The organism is Spirosoma sp. SC4-14 (assembly GCF_037201965.1).
Taxonomy (GTDB): Bacteria; Bacteroidota; Bacteroidia; order Cytophagales; family Spirosomataceae; genus Spirosoma.
In genome coordinates this window covers 7,000,480-7,021,954 of sequence record NZ_CP147518.1, presented here as the reverse complement: position 1 = coordinate 7,021,954, position 21,475 = coordinate 7,000,480, and the positions used below count along the sequence as shown (strand labels likewise).

21 protein-coding genes are annotated in these 21,475 nt (G+C 48.9%); 9 read left to right on the top strand and 12 right to left on the bottom strand.

Annotated elements, in window-relative coordinates:
* Positions 1–23: 23 nt before the first annotated feature.
* Positions 24–728 (top strand): porin family protein, encoded by a 705-nt coding sequence (locus WBJ53_RS28965; RefSeq protein WP_338872831.1) that lies wholly within the window; start codon positions 24–26, stop codon positions 726–728.
* Between the two features lie 144 nt (positions 729–872).
* On the opposite strand, the gene WBJ53_RS28960 is transcribed toward WBJ53_RS28965, so the two are convergent.
* The 9 genes from WBJ53_RS28960 to WBJ53_RS28920 form a co-directional block, all read right to left on the bottom strand.
* Positions 873–1,604 (bottom strand): RluA family pseudouridine synthase, encoded by a 732-nt coding sequence (locus tag WBJ53_RS28960; RefSeq protein WP_338872829.1) that lies wholly within the window; start codon positions 1,602–1,604, stop codon positions 873–875.
* Between the two features lie 40 nt (positions 1,605–1,644).
* Complete coding sequence (gene panB, locus WBJ53_RS28955) at positions 1,645–2,463, bottom strand: 3-methyl-2-oxobutanoate hydroxymethyltransferase (protein WP_338872827.1); 819 nt, start codon at positions 2,461–2,463, stop codon at positions 1,645–1,647.
* Positions 2,464–2,620: 157 nt separating this feature from the next.
* Positions 2,621–4,039 carry a peptidoglycan DD-metalloendopeptidase family protein gene (locus WBJ53_RS28950; RefSeq protein WP_338872825.1) on the bottom strand — a complete coding sequence of 473 codons (1,419 nt, stop codon included), beginning with the start codon at positions 4,037–4,039 and terminating at the stop codon, positions 2,621–2,623.
* A gap of 18 nt (positions 4,040–4,057) precedes the next feature.
* The gene (locus WBJ53_RS28945; RefSeq protein ID WP_338872823.1) at positions 4,058–4,942 is read right to left on the bottom strand and encodes a DUF4292 domain-containing protein; all 885 of its coding nucleotides are present in this window, start codon (positions 4,940–4,942) and stop codon (positions 4,058–4,060) included.
* Between the two features lie 113 nt (positions 4,943–5,055).
* The gene (locus WBJ53_RS28940; protein WP_338872821.1) at positions 5,056–6,858 is read right to left on the bottom strand and encodes a tetratricopeptide repeat protein; all 1,803 of its coding nucleotides are present in this window, start codon (positions 6,856–6,858) and stop codon (positions 5,056–5,058) included.
* A 203-nt stretch (positions 6,859–7,061) separates the two neighbouring features.
* Complete coding sequence (locus WBJ53_RS28935; protein ID WP_338872819.1) at positions 7,062–7,361, bottom strand: Dabb family protein; 300 nt, start codon at positions 7,359–7,361, stop codon at positions 7,062–7,064.
* Between the two features lie 89 nt (positions 7,362–7,450).
* Positions 7,451–8,173, bottom strand: coding sequence for an RluA family pseudouridine synthase (locus WBJ53_RS28930; RefSeq protein WP_338872817.1), 723 nt, complete (start codon positions 8,171–8,173; stop codon positions 7,451–7,453).
* A 173-nt stretch (positions 8,174–8,346) separates the two neighbouring features.
* Positions 8,347–8,586: a 50S ribosomal protein L28 gene (rpmB, locus tag WBJ53_RS28925; protein WP_338872815.1), complete on the bottom strand. Its 240-nt coding sequence runs from the start codon at positions 8,584–8,586 to the stop codon at positions 8,347–8,349.
* A gap of 60 nt (positions 8,587–8,646) precedes the next feature.
* The gene (locus WBJ53_RS28920) at positions 8,647–8,817 is read right to left on the bottom strand and encodes a DUF5522 domain-containing protein (protein ID WP_338872813.1); all 171 of its coding nucleotides are present in this window, start codon (positions 8,815–8,817) and stop codon (positions 8,647–8,649) included.
* Positions 8,818–8,972: 155 nt separating this feature from the next.
* Between WBJ53_RS28920 and rocD the strand changes: the two genes are divergently transcribed.
* Entirely contained in the window at positions 8,973–10,220 is a 1,248-nt protein-coding gene (rocD, locus tag WBJ53_RS28915) for an ornithine--oxo-acid transaminase (RefSeq protein ID WP_338872811.1), read from the top strand.
* 99 nt (positions 10,221–10,319) lie between these two features.
* Here rocD and WBJ53_RS28910 read toward each other — a convergent pair whose 3' ends face one another.
* A complete protein-coding gene (locus WBJ53_RS28910; RefSeq protein WP_338872809.1) occupies positions 10,320–11,402 on the bottom strand; it encodes a hypothetical protein in 1,083 nt (360 codons plus the stop codon).
* 254 nt (positions 11,403–11,656) lie between these two features.
* On the opposite strand from WBJ53_RS28910, the gene WBJ53_RS28905 reads away from it, so the two are divergent.
* From WBJ53_RS28905 to WBJ53_RS28895, 3 genes are read left to right on the top strand one after another with little or no spacing between them, the layout of a single operon-like run.
* Complete coding sequence (locus WBJ53_RS28905; RefSeq protein WP_338872807.1) at positions 11,657–12,208, top strand: 2Fe-2S iron-sulfur cluster-binding protein; 552 nt, start codon at positions 11,657–11,659, stop codon at positions 12,206–12,208.
* Positions 12,201–13,208, top strand: coding sequence for a xanthine dehydrogenase family protein subunit M (locus tag WBJ53_RS28900; protein ID WP_338872805.1), 1,008 nt, complete (start codon positions 12,201–12,203; stop codon positions 13,206–13,208). The genes WBJ53_RS28905 and WBJ53_RS28900 overlap by 8 nt, the downstream gene beginning before the upstream one ends.
* Before the next feature lie 28 nt (positions 13,209–13,236).
* Positions 13,237–15,471: a xanthine dehydrogenase family protein molybdopterin-binding subunit gene (locus WBJ53_RS28895; RefSeq protein WP_338872803.1), complete on the top strand. Its 2,235-nt coding sequence runs from the start codon at positions 13,237–13,239 to the stop codon at positions 15,469–15,471.
* 117 nt (positions 15,472–15,588) lie between these two features.
* On the opposite strand, the gene WBJ53_RS28890 is transcribed toward WBJ53_RS28895, so the two are convergent.
* The gene (locus WBJ53_RS28890) at positions 15,589–16,530 is read right to left on the bottom strand and encodes an NAD(P)-dependent alcohol dehydrogenase (RefSeq protein WP_338872801.1); all 942 of its coding nucleotides are present in this window, start codon (positions 16,528–16,530) and stop codon (positions 15,589–15,591) included.
* A gap of 320 nt (positions 16,531–16,850) precedes the next feature.
* Between WBJ53_RS28890 and WBJ53_RS28885 the strand changes: the two genes are divergently transcribed.
* Positions 16,851–17,348 (top strand): cupin domain-containing protein, encoded by a 498-nt coding sequence (locus WBJ53_RS28885; protein ID WP_338872799.1) that lies wholly within the window; start codon positions 16,851–16,853, stop codon positions 17,346–17,348.
* Positions 17,349–17,356: 8 nt separating this feature from the next.
* Here WBJ53_RS28885 and WBJ53_RS28880 read toward each other — a convergent pair whose 3' ends face one another.
* The gene (locus WBJ53_RS28880; RefSeq protein WP_338872797.1) at positions 17,357–18,337 is read right to left on the bottom strand and encodes an AraC family transcriptional regulator; all 981 of its coding nucleotides are present in this window, start codon (positions 18,335–18,337) and stop codon (positions 17,357–17,359) included.
* A gap of 335 nt (positions 18,338–18,672) precedes the next feature.
* Between WBJ53_RS28880 and WBJ53_RS28875 the strand changes: the two genes are divergently transcribed.
* From WBJ53_RS28875 to WBJ53_RS28865, 3 genes are read left to right on the top strand one after another with little or no spacing between them, the layout of a single operon-like run.
* Positions 18,673–19,629: an aldo/keto reductase gene (locus WBJ53_RS28875; protein WP_338872795.1), complete on the top strand. Its 957-nt coding sequence runs from the start codon at positions 18,673–18,675 to the stop codon at positions 19,627–19,629.
* Positions 19,622–20,659, top strand: coding sequence for a zinc-binding alcohol dehydrogenase family protein (locus WBJ53_RS28870; RefSeq protein WP_338872793.1), 1,038 nt, complete (start codon positions 19,622–19,624; stop codon positions 20,657–20,659). The genes WBJ53_RS28875 and WBJ53_RS28870 overlap by 8 nt, the downstream gene beginning before the upstream one ends.
* Complete coding sequence (locus WBJ53_RS28865; RefSeq protein WP_338872791.1) at positions 20,659–21,471, top strand: sugar phosphate isomerase/epimerase family protein; 813 nt, start codon at positions 20,659–20,661, stop codon at positions 21,469–21,471. The genes WBJ53_RS28870 and WBJ53_RS28865 overlap by 1 nt, the downstream gene beginning before the upstream one ends.
* Positions 21,472–21,475 lie beyond the last annotated feature (4 nt).

Sequence of the window (21,475 nt, the reverse complement as noted above, 5' to 3'; positions counted from 1 at the left end):
TCAATCTATTTTCCCATCAATTCATGAAACGTATTGTGTTTACCAGTGTAGTTGCGTTCGGGCTGTGTTTGGTACTTATTCAAACATCATTTGCTCAGATTCAGGTTGGCGTTCGGGCCGGAGCCAACTGGGGCTTTGCTTCTAAACCTGATTTTTTGAGTAGCCTGACGCCAACCTTATATCCGTCGGCTGGTCCTGTTGGTGCTCTGTTTTTAGACATTCCGCTGAGTGATCGGGTATCATTCCGGCCCGAAATTTCCTATGTGCAAAAAGGGTTTGCTGTTAAACAGGGACTCGACCTGAACCTTGGAGGATTTACGTTACCCCTTGGCGTTCGGATTGCTTACCAGTCGCAAACGCTCGAAATTCCACTGCTGGCAAAAGTAAATCTTACCGATGCTGAAAGTACCGTTCAGCCTTATCTGATTGTTGGACCTGCTGTAAGCTTTGCTTTCGATGGTCGTATTCGTACTCGTGGCACATCGCTCTTCACTACCCAACCGGTTGATATCGATGTCGATTATGGCAATACACTCAGTCGCTGGGATGTAAGTGCTGTGGGTGGTTTGGGTTTATCTATGAATGCCGGACGTGGTAAGTTTCTCGTTGAGGCTCGTTATACACACGGATTTACGCGTCAGGTGCAACTGCCTGTTATCAACATCAACGCCCGAAATCGTGGAGTAGCTGTATCGGTTGGCTATTCGTTTCCCATTGGCAACTATTAAGTAGTTGGTTAGTCATTGGCAATTAGACATTTGTTATGTAGCTCTGCTCTAATGATCAATTGCCAGCGGCTAATGACAAGATATTTTGTTGAATCAACCTGAATCAGCAAAGGCGGGGCTTATTAGCTCCGCCTTTCTTTTATGTTACTCAAAGATGTGATCCATGTTCTTGTCTTTGTAGTTTTCATCGTCCAGGTCCAGAAATTCTTCCCAGAATGGATCGTTGGGTAGACCCGCCTTACAGAGAATCGGTTCTTTTTTTACGGGATGAATGAAATATAACCGACGGGCGTGCAGATAGATTTTCTTATCCGGCACGGCGCGATCGTAACCGTATTTTACATCGCCCCGAATGGGACAGCCCATATGCGCCAGTTGCGACCGAATCTGATGCGGACGGCCCGTGATGGGGCTTACTTCGAGCAGATAATGTTCGTTTATTCGGCCCAGAACCCGATACGATAGCTCGGCTTTTTGTGAGCCTGGAACCTCATAATCATAAACCGTAACCTGATTTTTCTGCTCATCTTTTATGAGCCAGTTTACGAGTTTATCGGTGTTTTTAGGCGGTTTTTGGCGAACAACAGCCCAGTATGTTTTCTGAATCTGACGTTTGCGAAAAAGCTCCGTCATACGCTCCAGTGCTTTGGATGTACGAGCAAAAACAACAAGTCCGCTCACCGGGCGATCGAGCCGATGAACCAATCCCAGAAAGACCTCGCCGGGTTTGTTGTATTTTTCTTTAACGTACTGTTTCAGGACGTCTAGTAGTGTAACATCGCCCGTACGGTCGCCCTGAACCAAAATCCCTGGCTCTTTATTCACAATCAGGAGATGATTGTCTTCGTATATAACCTGAAATGGTTTCTTCTTCATAATAATTACCCCTTATCCCCAAACGGGATTCTTTACTAACTCAATATGCTTCGTTCTCGTTCGGAAAGTCGTTGGCTTTTACATCATCGACATAATGTGCAATAGCCTCAGTCATAACCGTATGCAGGTCGGCATATCGACGCAGGAAACGGGGTTTAAATTCTTTATTGATGCCTAACACGTCGTGAAAGACCAGAATCTGACCGTCGGCATCAGGCCCGGCACCAATGCCAATGGTTGGAATGGTCAGACTTTGCGAAACCGTTTTCGTTAGAGTCGCCGGAATTTTTTCGAGTACGACACCAAAGCATCCAAGGTCCTGAAGCATATGGGCATCGTCGATGAGTTTTTGGGCTTCGGCATCTTCTTTGGCCCGAACGGCGTAGGTGCCAAATTTGTAGATTGATTGCGGAGTCAGTCCCAAATGCCCCATTACTGGAACGCCAGCGCTAAGGATGCGAACAATCGATTCTCTGATTTCCTGTCCACCTTCCATTTTTACGGCGTGCGCGCCGGATTCTTTCATGATTCGTATGGCCGATCGCAGTGCTTCGGACGAGTTACCCTGGTAAGACCCGAAGGGTAAATCGACAACCACCAGCGCCCGTTTGACCCCACGCACCACTGAACTGGCGTGATAAATCATTTGGTCGAGCGTAATGGGCAGGGTTGTTTCGTGGCCAGCCATTACGTTGGAGGCTGAATCACCTACCAGAATTAGCTCTACGCCCGCCTGGTCGACAACCCGGGCCATCGAATAGTCGTAAGCGGTTAATGCTGTGATTTTTTCGCCTTTATTTTTAAGTTCCTGGATCGTATGCGTCGTAACGCGCTTGATATCGGGATTATGAACAGACATGGTAGTGACCGGTTGGCAGTTCTGAATGAGCAGTCAAATGGCTGCAAAGGTACGGCTTTTTACTAACTGCCAACGGAAGACGATTGGTGGTTAGTCATTTGTCATTAAAGATTGGAATAAAACAAATGACCAATAACTGACTATCAATAACAACCACTTAATGCGGCACAAGCCAGGTTTCGGGGTTGAGCTTGGTAAATTCTTTCCATATCTGGAATTGAAGTTCCGAGACACCGTTTTTATCGGTGGCTACGGTGCCTATGGTTTCGCGGGCTTTCACCCGTTGTCCTACCCGAACCGAAACCGTGCGCAGTTTAGCATAAACCGTAAAGTAATCGCCGTGTTGAATCGCCACCACGTTGTTCATGCCGGGCATACTGGTAACGTCCTGAACAATACCATCATAAACCGTACGAACACTTTCCCCAGCATTGGTCTGAATGTCGATTCCCTGATTTTCGACATAAATACCTTTCAGTACCGGATGGGGTTTTCGCCCGAAACGATCCGAAATAAATCCTTTCGAAACGGGCCACGGCAGATGCGCCCGCGATGCTGTAAATGAAGATGCCAGTGCCGTTTCTTCATCATTGAGGTTATTGTTCCGGCGCTCGTCGGGTTTGGGTGCAGGGGTCGTTTCCACCGGGCGTTCAACGGTGGCTACATCGGCAGGAGCTGGTTTTTCTCCCGCTTTTTCGGCGGCTGCAATGGCATCTTCGGCACGTTTTCGTTCGGCAGCTTTGCGGGCTGCCTCAATTTTGGCCAGTCGTTCACGCTCGGCGCGTTCGCGGGCTTCACGTTCGGCACGTTCTTTGGCTTCACGTGCAATCAACCGCGTAATCATTGATTCGAGTCGGCCAACTGCTCGCTGACTTTCGGCCAGTTCGGCCCGTAGTTCGGCTTCTTTGGTACTTAAGGTTTTAACAACCTGATCTTTCTCTTCCTTCAGTTTTTCCAGCTTCCGGCCTTCCTGCACCTTCGTTGCCAGTGTTCCTTCCTGCTCCTGACGTTTATGCTGCGTTGCCCGCTGTTGGTTCTGCAACATATTCTGGACATTGGTCATCTGGCGAACCTGACTTAAGCGGGCATCGGAGTATTGGCGCAGATATCGATACCGGGCAACCAACTGGTTGAAGTTGTCGGAGGCAAACAGGAAGCCCAGTGGATTTACCTGCTGACGGCGCTTGTCGGCTGCATAAATCATGGAGCCGTATTCGGCTTTGAGTTTGTTGAGATCGCGGGTGAGTCGGGTGCTGGCCTGACGAAGCTCCGCAATTTCGGCCTCCGTAAGCCTGAGATCTTTGTTGAGCAGATTTATCTGCTGCGACTGCGTGTTAATCTGTTGATTAAGCGCTTTGAGTTGCCCCATACTCACCTTTTTTTCGGAAGCTGTCTGGTTCAGAATTGTTCGGATCTGCCCCATTTTTTCCAGGTTCTGCTTTTTTTCCTTTTCCAGCGCCTGCCGATTGCGTTGGGTTTGCTGAGCTATTCCAGGCGATACGATAAAGCCAAGACCTATCAGTAAGCTCAGGCTTAGTCGTATGAGTATAGAACAGGAAAAGGTATTCGATTGCATAGTGTCGGAAATACAGAATTACGGTCTGCGTTGATAACTGGCCGGAATGGTGAACGGAAATCCCGGATTTTTATCGACGAGTTCAACTTTATTGTGCTTAATACGGAGCAATGTTTGATAAAATTGCCCATCGGTTTTCGATTGATAATCGAGCGTTACTAAGCTGGTATAGGGGAATAAAAAGTTGTTGAGCGACGTGAAATCTTCGTAATCTAATCGTAATGTGTTTTTGGTAGGTTGCTCGGTCACCATAAGTTTTTTGAGCTTACGGTCCTCCTCACCAATATAATTTTCGACCAGAACCTTGCCTTCACTTTGCCGCAGCAACAAATAATCCCGTTCGTTCTTGATTTTTTGAGCAGGTCGTTTGGGTAGGGGCAAATTACCAACAATGAGTGCCTGTAGCAATTCGAAGTTCATGTTGAAATTGAATTGCCTGCTTAGCGTTGGGAAGTCGTATACAGAGTATTCCTTATGAATCTTATCGACAATGGTAATGGAATCGCGTGTGATAAGGCCCCGAACGGCTTCTAGTCCTAACTTCGAAACCGATAGCCAGATCACACTGTCTTTCCGAACCCGGATATTAATATTGGCATTGTCGATATCCTGATTCGGGCTTTTAAACGAGATTTTCGACTTGGCCGTTAGGTATTTAAAGTCAATTTCGGCCACATTGGCACGGGCTTCTTCAATGCCGGGGCGGTTAGGGCGAGTGACTACTATCGAATCGGCTGGCAAAGTAGTAGCCGACGAATCGGACAGGGCTACCCCTGCCGAATCCGGCTTTGAAGCCGATGCCGTTGGGGTAGGCCCCCCAACTCTTGAAAGATGTCGGCGCCGACATCCTTCCGTAACTATAAATACTTCCAGTACTAATGTGAATAGCAGGTATTTATTCATTGGGTTAGTTTTCGGTCTTTCGGTTTATGAATTTCAGTTTGTAGTTTCTGTGAGCCGTTAAAACGAACATAACAGATACACTACTAACCGCCAAGTAAAACCGAGAGCCGTTTCTACAACTTTCCGGCTGCAATTTTTTTGTCTAAGTCAGGACTGCCACCGCCTTTTGTTTTGGCCAGCTTCCACTGAACGAGTGCTTTGTCGGCCTGACCAAGCTGGAACAGAACATCGCCATAATGTTCGATAATGGTGCCACTAACTGCCGGGTCGGCCATGGCTTTTTCCAGATACTGTCTGGCTTTTGTATAATCTTTCGACACATACAAAACCCAGGCATAGGTGTCTAGATACGTAGCATTGGATGGATTTCGTTCGACGAGTTTCTGGGCCAGTTGTTGTGCTCGTGGCAGATTTTCTTTTCGTAATGAGAGAAAATAACTGTAATTATTTAGCACATGGTCGTTGAGCGGATCAACTTTCAATACGGCTTCGTAAGCTTCGTCGGACTTGGCATAATCGCCAACGCCATTGTAGGCATCGCCCAACTGAGCATCAATTCCTTTTTTTATTTCGTTATTGTTGGTTACTGCCAGCAGTTTTTTACTCTCTTCGAGGGCATCGACAGCCTCCTGGTATTTCCGTTTGTAGAGATTCGCCGAACCGTTGGAGTACCAGAATAGGCCCTGAGTAGGAAACACTTCCAGTGCTTTCTGCGAGTGTTCCAATAAGCTATCGACCTGATTCAGTTCGCCATCCAGTTGAAGCAATGCACCCCACACCTCATAAATTGAGCCGTCGATTTGGGCGGCTTTCGCATAGGCATCGCGTGCTTCAACTTTTTTGCCCTGTTGCATAAGCAGGTCAGCAACCATGATCTGGGCTTTCACATCATTTGGGGAGCTTTTGGCTAAATTCTGAGCCATTGTCAGGGCATCCTGCTGAGCCGTGGGGTTTTCGCCGGTCAGGCCCACGTAGCTCGACAGAATACGGGCTTTCAGGCCTGCTTCCAGATTCGGATTGTCCAGCACCTGATTTAACTCTTTGCTGGCACGGGCCGTATCGCCTTTTTTTCGGTAGATATCGGCAAGCAGAACGTGCGCCTGGGGGAGGTCGGGATTTAGTTTCAGGGCTTTGTCGATCCAGGTAATGGCCTGATCGGTACGGTCGTTTGCAATGAGCAGTTCGGCACCTTCGAGCAGATAGTCGGGTTCGCCGGGTTCTGAAGCCACCAACCGTTCGGCTTCTTCAATGGCTTTATCGATTTTGTTCTGCTTAAGGTATATCCGTTGCTTTTGCCGCGTAATTTCTTCATTTAGCCCGAGTTCACGTTCAACCTTGTTGTATGTTTCCAGGGCTTTATCGGGCTTTTCGTCGAACAGATAGATGGCTGCCAGCTCAACACCATATTCAACATTTTCAGTACTTTTTTTCAGCAGTGATTCGTATAGCTCTTCGGCTTCACTATACCGTTTCTGCTTTACGTACAGTTCGGCCAGTAGCAACGCATAAAATTTATTCTCCTTATCGAGCGAATACGCTTTAGAGGCATAGGGAATGGCTTCGGATACTTTGCCGGTTTTTATAAGGGCATTGGCGGTCGAGTACTGAGCGGCTGCGTTGTTAGGGTATTTCTGGAGAACTTTCCCAAACTGGGCAACTGCTTTGGCAGGCTCATCGGTCATCATATACCGCATGCCTTCGGCAAACATCGTTTCTTCCTCTAACCGAACCGTGGTTGTAGAGCCCGAGCCCGGTTTGGCAATGGCAGCCTCGGGTTTGTCACGCTTCCGTTGAGCCAATGCGGGCGTTGTTGTGAGCCATAGCATCATTCCGAGGCTACCAACTAAGCCAAGCAGTGGAGAAGCAAGGAAAAATCTATGTTTGGTATTCATGTTGGTCTGCGTGTCGTGGTGCATCGTTAACGAAAAACGCGGCTCAACCCGTCTCTATTGCAACATTGCTATAAATAAACCCCTAATACAAAGGTAGTTTAAAATGACGGAATGTCGGCAATGGGAAAAGGCGGGTGCTTCGCGCGGGGATAGCGGGGAAGTTGCAGGGATTGTTCTGTAGCACTCCAAGCCATCCCCCGCTATCCCTGCGCGGAGCACCCTGCCCCCTAACTCACCGCATCATAGACCTGCACACGTTGCCATAAGTGAGCACAGTCGGCTACAAACTTCAGATGAATGGGATGTTCCTGATAAACATCGTGAGCTGCTTTGTCGGTAAAGACGAAGGTTAGCGAAAAGTCGTAAGAGTGATCAATAACAGGTCGGCGGGTGTCGGCAGGTTTGCCGATGTAGGCAGCCGAAATTTCCTGTACGCCTTTCAGCGTTTCGAGGCCAGCAGCCAGCGCACTGCGGTCGTCGTTGTTTTCGGGATGCTTAAGCCAGAAGAAAACGGTATGAACGAACATTGGAGGTAAAGTTTTTTGTTTATAGTTTTCGGTAAACGGCCGAAAATCACCGAAAACTATAAACCGAAACCCACAAACCGAACATTGGCTTAACTAAATTTTTCTAATTGCTTTACTAATACGGCAAAGTCTTTAGGATAGGGCGCTTCAAAGGTTTGTTCTTCGCCATTGAGCAAGCTGAATGTTAATGAATATGCATGCAGCGCAACTCGTTGAATCAGTGGGAGTTCTTCTGTATTTTGCTTGAGGTTGAAGTTCCGCTTGATCTGGGATAAATACACTGGCTCGCCACCATAGGTTGGATCGTTGACGATAGGAGCTTTCAGACACATCAGATGCACGCGAATCTGGTGCATTCGGCCCGTAATGGGCAAACACTCGACCAGAGTTGTTGTGCGGTAGGCGCGTAAGGTGTTGAAGATCGTTTCGGCTACTTTTCCTTTCTCCCGATCAATACGAACGGCTGTGCCGTCTTTAATGGGCGAGATAGGCAGGAAAACTGAAATGCCATCGAAATCATGCACACCATTCACAACAGCATGGTAGCGCTTGGTTAATTCCCGATGTTCGAACTGCATTGCCAGGTGCCGATAGGCGTCGGGATTTTTGGCAATAGCCAGAATCCCCGATGTTTCTTTATCGAGCCGATGCCCAAGCTGTGCATCCGGGTGGTAGGCTTTCGCCATTCGGATGATACTTTGCCCCCCCCGGTCATTTGTTCGCTCATCGAGCGAAGCTACATAGGGGGGTTTGTTAATGAGTATATAATCCTCGTTCTCGAAAACGATCAGATCTTCAAAAGTTAGTTTCATAATGGTCTATATTCGGTTTATGGTTTACAGTTGCTGGTTGCTTTGCCTATTCGCATACATCTTTTTGAGCAAAGCAACCAGCAACTGTAAACCATAAACCTGATACCGAATACTAAACACAAAAAGCCTCCTCCATGCCGGAAGAGGCTCACGAATCAATATCTTTCAAAAGACTATACCGACAGCGTACCGCGTTCGTAAGCCTTACGGAGTGTTGCTTCCAGACCGTTTTTATTGATGGTCTTGATAGCAGATGTAGCTACTTTCAGCGTAATCCACTCGCCGGTTGATTCAACGAAGAACCGCTTCTTTTGCAGGTTCGGATAAAATTTACGCTTGGTTTTATTGTTAGCGTGCGAAACGTTGTTTCCTACGCGTGTGCGTTTTCCTGTGATTTGACAAACTCTGGCCATTACCGTACTCGTTTTCCGTATGAGGGCGCAAAATTAGCTAATCAATTCATAATCTGCAATTCATTCTCCCTTTTTTTTGAATCCATACGGGCAATGACGGCAACCATTTCGGCAGCAATACCCGCGTTTTAGGTGATAGGAGGCCGTAAAGACCACAAAACCCTCAGGCGTGTAGTAGTAATCGTCGTCTGCTAAACCGGGAATTTTAGGCTTCGCTGGCTGCTGTTTCATGCGTTTGGGGGTATGAGCGAATAACCGTATTTTTGATGCAAAGGGTTCGCTGGCGGTTAGACGCTGGCTATTGGATGTTTGTCTAGCAGCCGATAGCCAGCGTCTAACCGCCAGCATCCAGCGTCTTTAAAGTTTAACTTCGTTCACTGCAAGCTATGGAAACGACTATGCCGATTTCTGCCGCCGACCAGGCCATGCAATTAGAATGGCACTACGGGGCGCATAACTATCATCCTGTTCCGGTTGTTTTGACACGGGGCGAAGGCGTTTTCGTATGGGATGTAGAAGGGAAGCGCTATTTTGACTTTCTGTCGGCTTATAGCGCCGTTAGTCAGGGGCATTGCCATCCCCGGATTATCAATGCCATGATTCAGCAGGCACAACGCCTAACCCTTACGTCGCGGGCTTTTTACAATGATAAAACCGGCCTTTGCGAAAAATTCCTTTGCGAGTATTTTGGCTACGATAAGGCTTTGCTGATGAACTCGGGAGCCGAAGGGGGGGAAACAGCCCTGAAACTAACGCGAAAATGGGCGTATAAGGTAAAAGGTATTCCACAGAATCAGGCTAAAACGGTGTATGCCGCCGGTAATTTCTGGGGACGTACGCTGGCTGCTATTTCGTCGTCGACTGATCCGAGCAGTACCAACGATTTTGGGCCGCTGCTTCCGGGCTATATTATTATCCCGTATAATGACCTGGCTGCGCTTGAAGAAACATTTAAAAACGATCCGAATATTGCCGGTTTCATGGTGGAGCCTATTCAGGGCGAAGCCGGTGTAGTAGTGCCCAATGAGGGCTATCTGCGCGGTGTTCGCGAACTATGCACTAAATATAATGTACTGTTCATTGCCGATGAAGTACAGACCGGCATCGGGCGGACAGGAATGCGGGTAGCCTGCGATCACGAAGGCGTAAAGCCTGATCTGCTTATTCTGGGTAAAGCCTTATCGGGTGGAACTATGCCCGTATCGGCCGTTCTGACTTCCGATGAGGTTATGCTGACGATTAAACCGGGTGAGCATGGTAGCACGTATGGCGGTAATCCGCTGGCCTGTGTGGTGACAATGGAGGCACTTCGGGTAGTTGAAGAGGAGAAACTGGCCGAAAATGCGATGGCAATGGGCGAAATTTTCCGTGACCGAATGATAGCCCTGAGCCAGAAAACCGAACTGGTTAAATCGGTGCGGGGTAAAGGACTGCTGAATGCCATTGTAATTGCCGAACGGCCTGAGCTTGGTTCAGAAACCGCCTGGGAAATCTGCCTGAAGCTAAAAGACAACGGGCTGATAACTAAGCCTACACACGGCGACAAAATTCGGTTTGCTCCGCCACTGGTTATTACCGAAGAGCAAATGCACGAAGCCTGCGATATAATCGAAAAAACAATTCTGGAGTTTTGATCGAGTAAAAAATCATTGTCTACAGAGGACACAAAGTAATAATTCAATGGTCGATTACTTTGTGTCCTCTGTAGACAATTCAATTGTTTTCGCCTTCCTTTACTCCACCCGCTCTCCGTCGGCGTTGTATAAAACTCCGCCTTTGAGCGGCTGACCGTTTTTGAAGATGGCTACAATACGACTGCCATCGGCAAAATAGTAGACCCCTTTTCCGTTGGGGACATTCTTCTCGAACCAGCCTTCATATTTGTCGCCATTGCGGTAGTAGTATACACCGTAGTCTGAGCGAAGGTTATCGCGGAAATTGCCTTTGTACTTTACCTTTCCATCGGCATAGTATTCAATGCCTTCGCCGTGTTTATCGCCTTCTTCAAATTCTCCGGCATAACGCTCGCGGGTCGGATACACAAAGATGCCTGTTCCGTCCTCACAATCGCCCGTAATACAGCCAACAGTAGCACGAGTTGGTGTAGTAGCAGGAGCTACTACCGGACGCGACGATGCCGTGGTAATGGTTGAGTTGGTATTGAGCTTTTTGGGAGCCATAGGCGCTGAGGTTTTCACGAGCGTATGGCTTTTGGGATACATCGCTTCGGCTTCGAGCCAGCCTTTCCGAATTGCTTCGATGCGAGCCGGTTTAGCCGGGTGTGTCGACGTAGCGTGCTCGTCGCCCAGTGTTCGTACGGCTATAGTAGCTTCATTGAGTGATGCCCCTAGCTGGTGTAGTACAAAGCCTGAAAACCGATCGGCTTCAATTTCTTTCTGAGGCTGCCCACCCCGACCATCAATCGTGTGTCCCTGAAGATGGTGCCCAATTTCGTGGGCCATAATGCTAATGGCCGACCAGTCGGTTTCGGTTTCTTCTTCGATGCTTTGCATAAAAGCGGCATCATAAATGATGAACCGTTGCCCTTTCACGACGGTAGCAAAGCAGTTGTCGGTATTAGAGCATTCCATAACCTGAAAATTCCGCATGAGACCAATAGGCTTCAGAATTTTGTCAACTACGCGTTCGGCGTGGCCTTTCGAGGTCGAATTGGAGTTGGCACAGATCACCTGCGGCCCAACGCTCCCTCCGGTATATCGACAAATAAATGTACTCTGGTCTGGCGTTTGCGCCACTACAAGGCTGTTAAGAGCTGTTCCTAGTATTAATGTTGGTAATGATAAAGCCGTTTTCATGGCATAACCGAAGAGGACTGCAAAGTAGAGGATTAATTAACGCAACATGGCAGAATAACGAATGAGAGTGTGTTGCTATTTTAAGAAGTTCAGGTAAAGTTATGAGGTAGTGAAAATAAGGGATAAGTGGTGCATGGGTCCGGTAAATAACTCCTGAAATTATTTGCCTAGTATTTCTATAGATTTTTAAACATCAACCGGAACCAGCCGTTCTACTGCTTATCTGATCGATGCCACTAACCCGCAAATGATCTATGCCGACGACAACCTTACTTCCTGAGCTTTCGGAAACACCCATTGCGTTGCCTGAGAAGCAACTTATCACACTGACCCTTAATGGTACTCAACAACAACTTGAACTGGCACCCTGGACCAGTTTGCTCGATGCGCTTCGTGAATACCTGAACCTGACCGGCACAAAAAAAGGCTGCGATCATGGGCAGTGTGGAGCCTGTACGGTGCTGGTTGATGGGAAACGGATTAATTCATGCCTGACGCTGGCAGTGATGAAAGAGGGAGCCGAAATAACAACAATTGAGGGCCTGGCGAACAGTGAAGGCGATTCAGTTGATTTGCATCCTTTGCAGACGGCCTTTATCAATCATGATGCTTATCAATGCGGTTATTGCACGCCGGGGCAGATTTGTTCGGCCGTTGGTCTTATCAATGAAGGGCGTGCCCGCACTACTGACGATATACGAGAGCTAATGAGTGGCAATATCTGCCGATGCGGAGCCTATCCGCACATTGTTGACGCTATTAGCGAGGTGATGCAAATCAATTCTAAAGCCTTACTCAATGAATAGCTTTTCGTATGTCCGTCCCGCCGAAATTGATTTGGCAGTTCGTGATGTAGCCGCCCATCAGGAGGCTAAGTTTATTGCCGGTGGAACTAACATTCTGGACCTGATGAAGGTGAATGTTGAACGGCCAAACCGGCTGGTCGACATTAATCAGTTGCCGTTAACTACTATCGAAAATACGGCTGACGGTGGTTTGCGGCTTGGTGCTTTAGTAACCAACGCCGATACGGCCTACCATGAGGAGGTCGAAAAGCGGTATCCACTCTTGTCGCAGGCTATTCTGGCAGGGGCATCGCCCCAACTGCGGAATATGGCTACCAATGGCGGCAACCTGTTTCAGCGAACCCGCTGTTATTATTTCTACGACCCGGCTATGCCCTGCAACAAACGCCAGCCGGGTTCGGGCTGTGGGGCCATAAACGGCTATAATCGCATTCATGCTATTCTGGGAACGAGCGAAAGCTGCATTGCCACGCATCCGTCGGATATGTGTGTTGCCTTGCGGGCACTCGATGCGGTGGTGCAGGTGTTGGGCCCCCTGGGTGAGCGTAGCATTCCTATTGCCGAGTTTCACCGGCTTCCGGGCGACGAACCGCAATATGATAATATCATTAAACCGGGCGAGCTGGTAACGGCAATCGATTTACCGGCAAAAGGTTTTGCCGATCATTATACCTATCTGAAAGTGCGCGACCGGGCTTCGTATGCGTTTGCGCTGGTATCTGTTGCCGTTGGTCTGGAAATAGATGGCGACCAGATTACCGATGCCCGAATCGCTTTGGGTGGCGTAGCACATAAACCCTGGCGCAGGTCAGAAGCCGAAGCTATGTTGATTGGCAAGCCCGCCCAGAAAGCCAGTTTTGTGTCCGTTGCCCAAAAATTGCTCGAAGGGGCCCGTGGCTACGGACACAATACGTTTAAAATTGAACTGGGCAAACGGGCCATTGTTCGAGCCCTGGAGCAAGCTGCTTCGGGGCCAACCAATCTGCTTCAACCCATGTAGGTTAACTGCTAAATCAGAATCTATTTGTATGACTCAATATATCGGAAAACCACTCAATCGGGTCGACGGGGTGGATAAAGTGACCGGAAAGGCAAAATATGCCGGGGAGTTCAATGTGCCTGATCTGGTCTACGGCTATGTAATATCCAGCAGCATTACGAAAGGGAAAATTGCCCGAATCGATACGGCTGATGCTCGCAGTCTGGAAGGTGTTCTGGAAATTTTTACGCACGAGAACCGTCCTAAGCTGGCCTGGTTCGATATGAGTTATAAAGATCAGAATGCGCCACCGGGTTCGCCTTTCCGACCGCTGGAAGATGCCCGGATTAAGTATAATGGTCAGCCTGTGGCGTTGGTTGTTGCCGAAACAGTTGAAGTGGCCCGCTATGCTGCTTCGCTGGTTCAGATCGAGTACGAAGAAGAGCCGCACGAAACCGATTTGCAGGCTACTAAGTCAAAAGCGCGAAAGCCTGAATCGGGTTTAATGAGCCTGCTTAAGCCACCGCCACCTAAACCGAGAGGCAATTTTGAGGGAGAGTTCAATGCGGCACCGGTGCAGGTTTCGGCGCAGTATGTGCATGGTATAGAACATCATAATCCAATGGAGTTATTTGTCACAACAGTCGTTTATGAACGAAATGGCAAACTGACCATCTACGACAAAACGCAGGGTGCCCCTAATAGTCAATTGTATGTTTCTCAGGTGTTCAATATGCCGTTCAGCGATGTACGGGTTATGTCGCCGTATGTGGGGGGCGCTTTCGGGTCGGCACTACGGCCACAATACCAGTTGTTTCTGGCAGTGCTGGCGGCCCGCCAACTGAAACGATCGGTACGGGTAACATTGACTCGGCAACAGATGTTTACGTTTGGGCATCGCCCGGCCACGATTCAGACGCTGGGTCTGGGTGCTTCGGCCGATGGGACCATGAAGGCTCTTTATCATGATGCTATTAGCGAAACATCACAGTTTGAAGACTATACCGAAACCGTTGTTAACTGGTCTGGTATGCTCTATCCACCCGAGAATGTTCGATATGATTACAAGGTTGTGCCACTAGATGTGTATACTCCGCTCGATATGCGCGCACCCGGTGGTGTAACGGGCATATCGGCGCTCGAAATGGCGGTCGACGAACTGGCCTATAAACTGCAAATGGACCCGCTCGAACTACGGCTAAAAAACTACACGAATCGGGATATGAACGAAGATTTACCCTATTCGAGTAAGGAGCTTCGGGAATGTTTTCGACAGGGTGCCGAGCGGTTTGGCTGGAGCAATCGCAATTATGAGCCACGCTCGATGCGCAACGGCCATCTGCTGATCGGCTGGGGAATGGCTACCGGCATCTGGGATGCTACGCAGGGGCCCGCTCGTGCCGAAGCCGTGCTGATGGTGAATGGTAAGCTACGCGTGAGTAGTGCTACAGCCGACATCGGTACCGGAACCTATACGGTTATGACGCAAATTGCAGCCGAAACACTGGGTATGCCGGTCGAGGATGTGCTCTTTAAACTGGGCGATTCTGAGTTGCCGTTAGCCCCCATTGAGGGTGGCTCCTGGACGGTAGCAACAGTAGGGTCGGCCGTGAAAACCGTTTGTGAAAACCTGAGCAAAACACTCTTTAAGCTGGCGAAAAACATGCCGGGGTCTCCATTTAGCAACAAAAGCTTTTCGCAGGTGGAGTTTGCCAATAAAGCCATCCGGCTGAAAAGCGATCCGGCCGTCATGGTGTCGCTACAGACGGTGGTCGATTCGAATGGTGGCCGTGCCGTGCGTGAAACCTCGACGTCGATGCCTAATATGCTCAAACAGCGCAACTATGCCCGAAATACACATTCGGCTGTATTTGTAGAGGTTCAGGTCGATGAAGAGTTAGGTGCGGTTAAGGTAACGCGGGCCGTGAGTGCCATTGCGGGTGGGCGTATCATGAATCCGAAGACTGCCCGCTCGCAAATTATTGGCGGCATGGTATGGGGAATCAGTAAAGCACTGGAAGAAGAAAGTGTTATGGATCATCGTTTCGGTCGTTTTATGAATCATAACCTGGCCGAGTACCATGTTCCCGTTAATGCCGATATTCATGAACTCGACGTGATTTTTGTCGATGAAGTCGACACCATCGTCAATCCGCTTGGAGCCAAAGGGTTGGGCGAAATCGGTATTGTAGCCATGCCAGCCGCTATCGGCAACGCTATTTTTCACGCGACCGGCAAGCGCATCCGCGAACTGCCCATTCATCTGGATAGGCTATTAAGCTGATGGCCCTATTTTCGACTTCACTGCTGAAAAATCCTACAAATGGCTGAAATCGTGAGTTTATACTTCAGCTATTTGTAGGATTTGACGTCGGCAGGCGTTCAGTAGCGAAGAAGAGCTTCAGTCAAGAACAATGACCGACTTTCCTATCAATTTACCCCGACGAGCTTCCCGGTAAGCTTCCCTGATAGTGGAGAGCGTGTATGTTTTATCCAGCACGATCTGTAGGTCGTTTTCTGCTAGCTGAGCCAGGGTGTTGAGCCCTTCGACGGTTGGTTTCAGGATCAGAATTTTATGTTTTTTACCCGAAAAGAGATTATTGACAAACGAGGAAAGAAGTGTCAGGGGAGAGGGCAGCGTACTGACAAAGATTGCTTTGGGTTTCATCAGCCGCTTTGCGTCGGTAAAGGCAAGTTTTGTGGATAAGTCAATCACTGCGTCGAACTGTTGAGTTAGCTGATTGATCGGTTGCTTTATATAATCGATTACGGTATCGGCACCCCATTTTTTTGCCTCCGCAACGCCTTTCGTACTAACAACAGCCGTTACTTGGGTACCGCGTTTTTTTGCAATCTGTATGGCAAATAGGCCAATTCCTCCGGTAGCTCCGTTAATCAACACATTCTGATTAGGGCCCACGGTAGCCAGTTGATCCAGGATCTGTAGGGCCGAGAGGCCGGTTAAAGGTAAGGCCGCTGCCTGCTCAAACGAGGTATGGGCGGGTTTTAGTGCTACATCGGTCTCATTGACGGCAATGTAATCGGCCAAAGCTCCCCCTTTGAATACGTCCAGTAAGCCAAGTATTGCGTCACCCGGCTTGAAACGCGAAACGGCGCTGCCTGTTTGCTCAACAATACCCGAGAAGTCGATGCCTACCGATTTGGGAAATTTAGAACTCGACATCAATTTCATTTCTCCACCATACACCTTCCAATCCAGGGGATTAATGGAAACCGCTTTTACGCGAATCAGTAGTTGATCCTTCTGGATAGCGGGCACCGCTTGTTCGACTAACTCCAGTACGCTTTCGTCGCCAAACTGGTTATACATTACCTTTCTCACTGTGTTTTCTTTTTTGAGGTTGAGCAAAAGGCCAATCACTTGACAGGTCGTTTTATGGTCGTGTGATCTAACTGATTACAGGGCAAAGGTGGGTTTTATGTTGAGCTATAAATAGCACAAAAAGCCTGAAAAATAGTCGTATCCGGCAAGAGAATGCTATCGCATTGACAACCGGGCCGATGTTCTTATCATAACAAGACATAAGAGGGGCGCAACCTGTATGACCCCGGTGTGTCTGATTGGACTGATTTATGGTCACATCGGATTATTTTTCAACCGGAGGCCTCCCGAAATTTGTTTAGTATTAAAAATCAAACGATATGGAAAATCACAAAAAACCGGTTGCTGTAGGGCCTGGCGAAGGGAAAAGCGTTTCTGTAGTGGGTGACACCTACCGAATCCTGATTAGTGGAAAAGAAACAAGCGGAGCTTTTGCCACGATTGACATGCTTATCCCGCCCGGCGGTGGACCTGGACCGCATGCCCATGCAGCTTTTGAGGAATCTTTTTATGTGATCGAAGGCGAAATTGAAGTCAAATCTGAGTTTGGCACCTATACAGCCACTAAAGGATCATTTGTCAACATTCCAAAAGGGGGCGTGGTACACGGCTTCAAGAATACTACCCAGCAAACGGCGCATTTGCTGTGCACTGTGGTACCAGCCGGTCTGGAAATGTTCTTCGAGGAGATCGGTCAACCGGTTGTTGCCGGGCAGTTCCTGCCTGTACCCCATTTTGATGCAGAAACCATTAAAAAACTACAGGCAATTGCCTCAAGGTATGGCCAGCAAGTTTTTCCGCCCGATTATTTGGGGTGAACAACGCATTATGAATAGGAGTACCGCTTCGGGTTTAAGCCATAATGCTTTTCAAACAGTCGGCTGAAGTGGCTCAGATTGGAAAAACCCAGCTCATAACCTACCTCGCCAACAGAATGCTTGCCCTGTTTCAGGAGGAAGGCTGCTTCTTCCATTCGGGCCTGCTGGTAATAATTGTAGATGGAAGTACCAAACGTTTGCTTGAAAAGCTGTTTTAGTTTGGTTTCGCTCATGGCTGCTACCTGCGCCAGTTCACGGATTACTGGTGGTACGCTCAGGTCGCTGAGGATCTCATTGCGTACATACAGGAGTCGTTCTACATCGGCACTGTTGATGGTTTGGTGAGCAGTGCTTTCCCGCAAGGACAGTTTATGAAAAACCAGATACAGCAATTCCTGCACCTTGATCTGCATGTAGAAGTTGCTCAGGCCATCATTCATATCCACAGCGGCCATGTTTTTAAGCAGTAGCTTGGTTTCCGCTGCCATGCTTTCGAAAAAAAGGAAAGAATTTCCACTACCGGTAACCGTCTGGAGTACCGAATTCGGGTTGTTGACCGCCAATAATTCCTTCAGCCGGGGTGGCGTTATGGCAACCACCACATAATGAATGTGTTGATGAGCGGGAAATCGTATGCTTGAACTCAAATCGTTGGAGGTAACCTGGATGGCCGACTCATCGCGCTGCGAAAACAGGACCTTGGGATCATCGTTATAAGCGATCTCAAGGTCCTGCTCGTTGCTGTAAAAAAAGACGGTAATCAGATCGTTGCCCTGGCCGGAAGCATTGCGGTTGATAACAAGATCTTCTCTGAGCACGTAACGGTGAATAGTGATCTTGAAATCTGCCCCGAAGGCTAGCTTGCGCATATAGCCCTGTCCAAGATAATCGGGCATCACCAGCAGGCCGTTCTGTACCGTTGCCTCTATATGATGGGCAAAGTACGTCATAAAATCAAAATCGGGTGTAGCAGTAAAACTGAATAGCATGATACCAGGCCTGTAGGTTGCTAATGTTCGGCAATATGGCACTGAACTTTCATAAAGTATAGACTGCCGACTTTTTGCAGAAGGGTTATAGCCTACTGGACTAAAGAAGCGGTTTAGGTTAAAATAGTTTACAATGTTGGTAATTTCTTAATTAATCTTCAGTAAAGAATAGTAGTACTTTGTGCAATCTCCATAGGCGTTTATGGTATGGTTTGATTGAATATAGCTAATTAGTAGAAATAAGAATTGGCTGTATTTGCTTTTAGAGTAGCTTTTATAAAAAGGATTAGTGAGTGGGAGTCGCTACTTAAAACTTTGTCTATAACCAATCATTCATGCAGTATCGTCAGTTAGGCAAGACGGACTTGACTGTTTCAACGCTCAGTTTTGGCGCGTCTCCGCTAGGAAATGTATTTAATGAAGTATCCGAAGAGGAAAGTATACGTGCCGTTCATGTAGCCATCGATCTGGGCATTAATTTCTTCGATGTAGCTCCTTTTTACGGCGATACACTGGCCGAAAAGCGGCTAGGCAAGGCGCTGAAAAACAAACGAAATGCTGTTTTCCTGGCTACCAAATGCTGTCGGTACGGAAATGGCGTATTCGATTTTTCCTACGAGCGGGTGCTGCGGAGTATCGATGAGTCGCTGGAGCGCCTACAGGTCGATTATGTAGACCTGCTGACCGTCCATGACATTGAGTTTGGAGACCGGCAACAGGTATTGAACGAGGCTATTCCGGCAGCTATGAAGGTCAAAGAGATGGGCAAGGCGCGTTATATTGGATTCTCGGGGCTCCCCGTACGCTATCTGTCGCAGATTGCCCGACAAGTGGAGGTCGATACAGTATTATCCTGGGGGCACTATACGCTGCTGGAAGATGAGATCAACGACGAGCTGGTGCCTCTTTCCCTTGAAAAAGGATTTGGGTTAATGAATGCCGCCCCACTGATGCAGCGGATTTTGTCGGATGCCCCAATTCCGCCCTGGCAAAGCTCCCCTCCCGCCGTGAAAGCCATCCAGCCCACCCTAATAGCATTGTGTCGGGAGTACGGTCTGGCCTTGAGCGATGTCGCGTTGAATTACGCCGTACGTCATCCGGTGATTGCTACCACCATTGTTGGCATGTCGGAGTCGCATCAGGTCGGGCAGAACCTGCGGGCGCTGCAACTCAGTGTCCCCGATGAATTATTTCAACGCATCGAAAAGCTGGTAGCGCCAGTAAAGAATCAGATGTGGTTTGAAGGAAGACCAGAAAACAATATCCCTAAACCGAACGGTCAAGATGACTAAACAACCTGCTTTGGTCCTGGTTAAGCCCGGACAAACCGAAATACGTGAGATCGACCTCCCCACACCCGGCCCGGAGGACGTATTGTTACAGGTGAATCAGGTAGGGTTCTGTGGGGGCGACCTCAATGGCTTTCGGGGTCTGTTCGAATTACAGGAATACCCAAATGTACTGGGCCATGAGGTAGGGGCTACAGTGGTGGAAACGGGGAGCCAGGTACCAGGCCAGTTCCAGCCGGGGATGCACGTTACCCTAAATCCGTATCTGAATTGTGGCGTTTGCCTTTCCTGCCGAAAAGGTCGACCCAATGCCTGCCAGGACAATAAAACCATGGGCGTTCGCCGACCCGGTGCAATGACCCGGTTGATTAGCGTTCCCTGGCAAAAGCTGCACAGTTCCGCTACCTTATCTACCCGAGAGTTAGCCCTGGTCGAGCCGCTAACGGTAGGCTTCCACGCCGTGAGCCGGGGGCGGGTCGTTGCGGGCGAAAAAGTGGCTGTTATCGGTTGCGGCATTGTGGGTATGGGGGCTGTAGCGGGTGCCGTTCATCGGGGAGCGGAGGTGATTGCCATCGACATCGACGATGCCAAAATGCGAACGGCTAGTCTGGCTGGAGCGGCCCATACCATCAACACAACCCGCGTTGATTTGCACCAGGCCCTGATGGACATCACCAACGGCGACGGTCCTGACGTGATCATTGAAGCCGTTGGGCATCCGACTACTTACCGGGCTGCTGTCGACGAGGTAGCGTATACGGGACGCGTGGTTTACATTGGTTATGCCAAAAAACCTGTCGACTACCATACGGGCACGTTTGTTCGAAAAGAGATCGAAATTCTGGGTTCCCGCAATTGTCTGGGCGAATTTCCGGAAGTGATTGACTACCTGGAAGCCGGAAAATTCCCGGTCGATGCAGTGATTAGCCGGGTTGTTTCGCTGGATGAAGCGGGAGCGGCTCTGGCCGAATGGTCGGAAAATCCCGGCCCGATCACAAAGATTATGGTCAATTTTGATACCCTGCCGAACTGATGAAATCCTGTGTCACCATTGCGCTGGTTTCCGCTATCAAAACGGGTCCCTGGATTTACTGGAATGATCTGGAAACGAGTATGGCTAAGGCAGCCGCCCTGGGCTTCGACGCTGTGGAGCTATTTACGCCCGCTGCGGATACCGTCAGCCTAAGCCTGTTAACCGATTTAACTCATCGATACAACCTGAACGTAGCGGCTGTGGGCACTGGAGCGGGAAAAGTACTATATGGCTTAACGCTGACTGACCCTGATCCGCAGATTCGGGCCAGCGCCATCGCTTTTATTGGGGCTATGATTTCGTTTGGTGCCACCGTTGGCGCTCCGGCCATTATTGGCTCCATGCAGGGCAATGTGGCTCCGGGGATTGAAAAAGAGCAAGCGTTAAACTGGCTGGCCGACGGTTTGTCCGAATTGGGCCAGCTAGCTGAATCCAAAGGAGTAAAGTTGATTTATGAACCCCTGAACCGCTACGAAACCAACCTGATCAATGATCTCAACACGGGAGTTGAGTTTATCCGGGCTCTGCCTACCAGGCAGGTCGTTCTGCTGGCCGATCTGTTTCACATGAATATTGAAGAGCAATCCCTACCAGAGAGCATTCGCGCGGCAGGCTCCTATATCGGCCATGTCCACTTTGCCGATAGCAACCGGCGACCGATTGGGCTGGGGCACACGGCTATGGAGGAAGTGGCTACAGCTCTTCGTGAAATTGGGTATACCGGGTATGTTTCAGCCGAAGCGTTTCCCTACCCCAATCCTGATCAGGCGGCCCGGCAAACCATCCAGTCGTTCAAAATGTACTTTGGCTAATCAA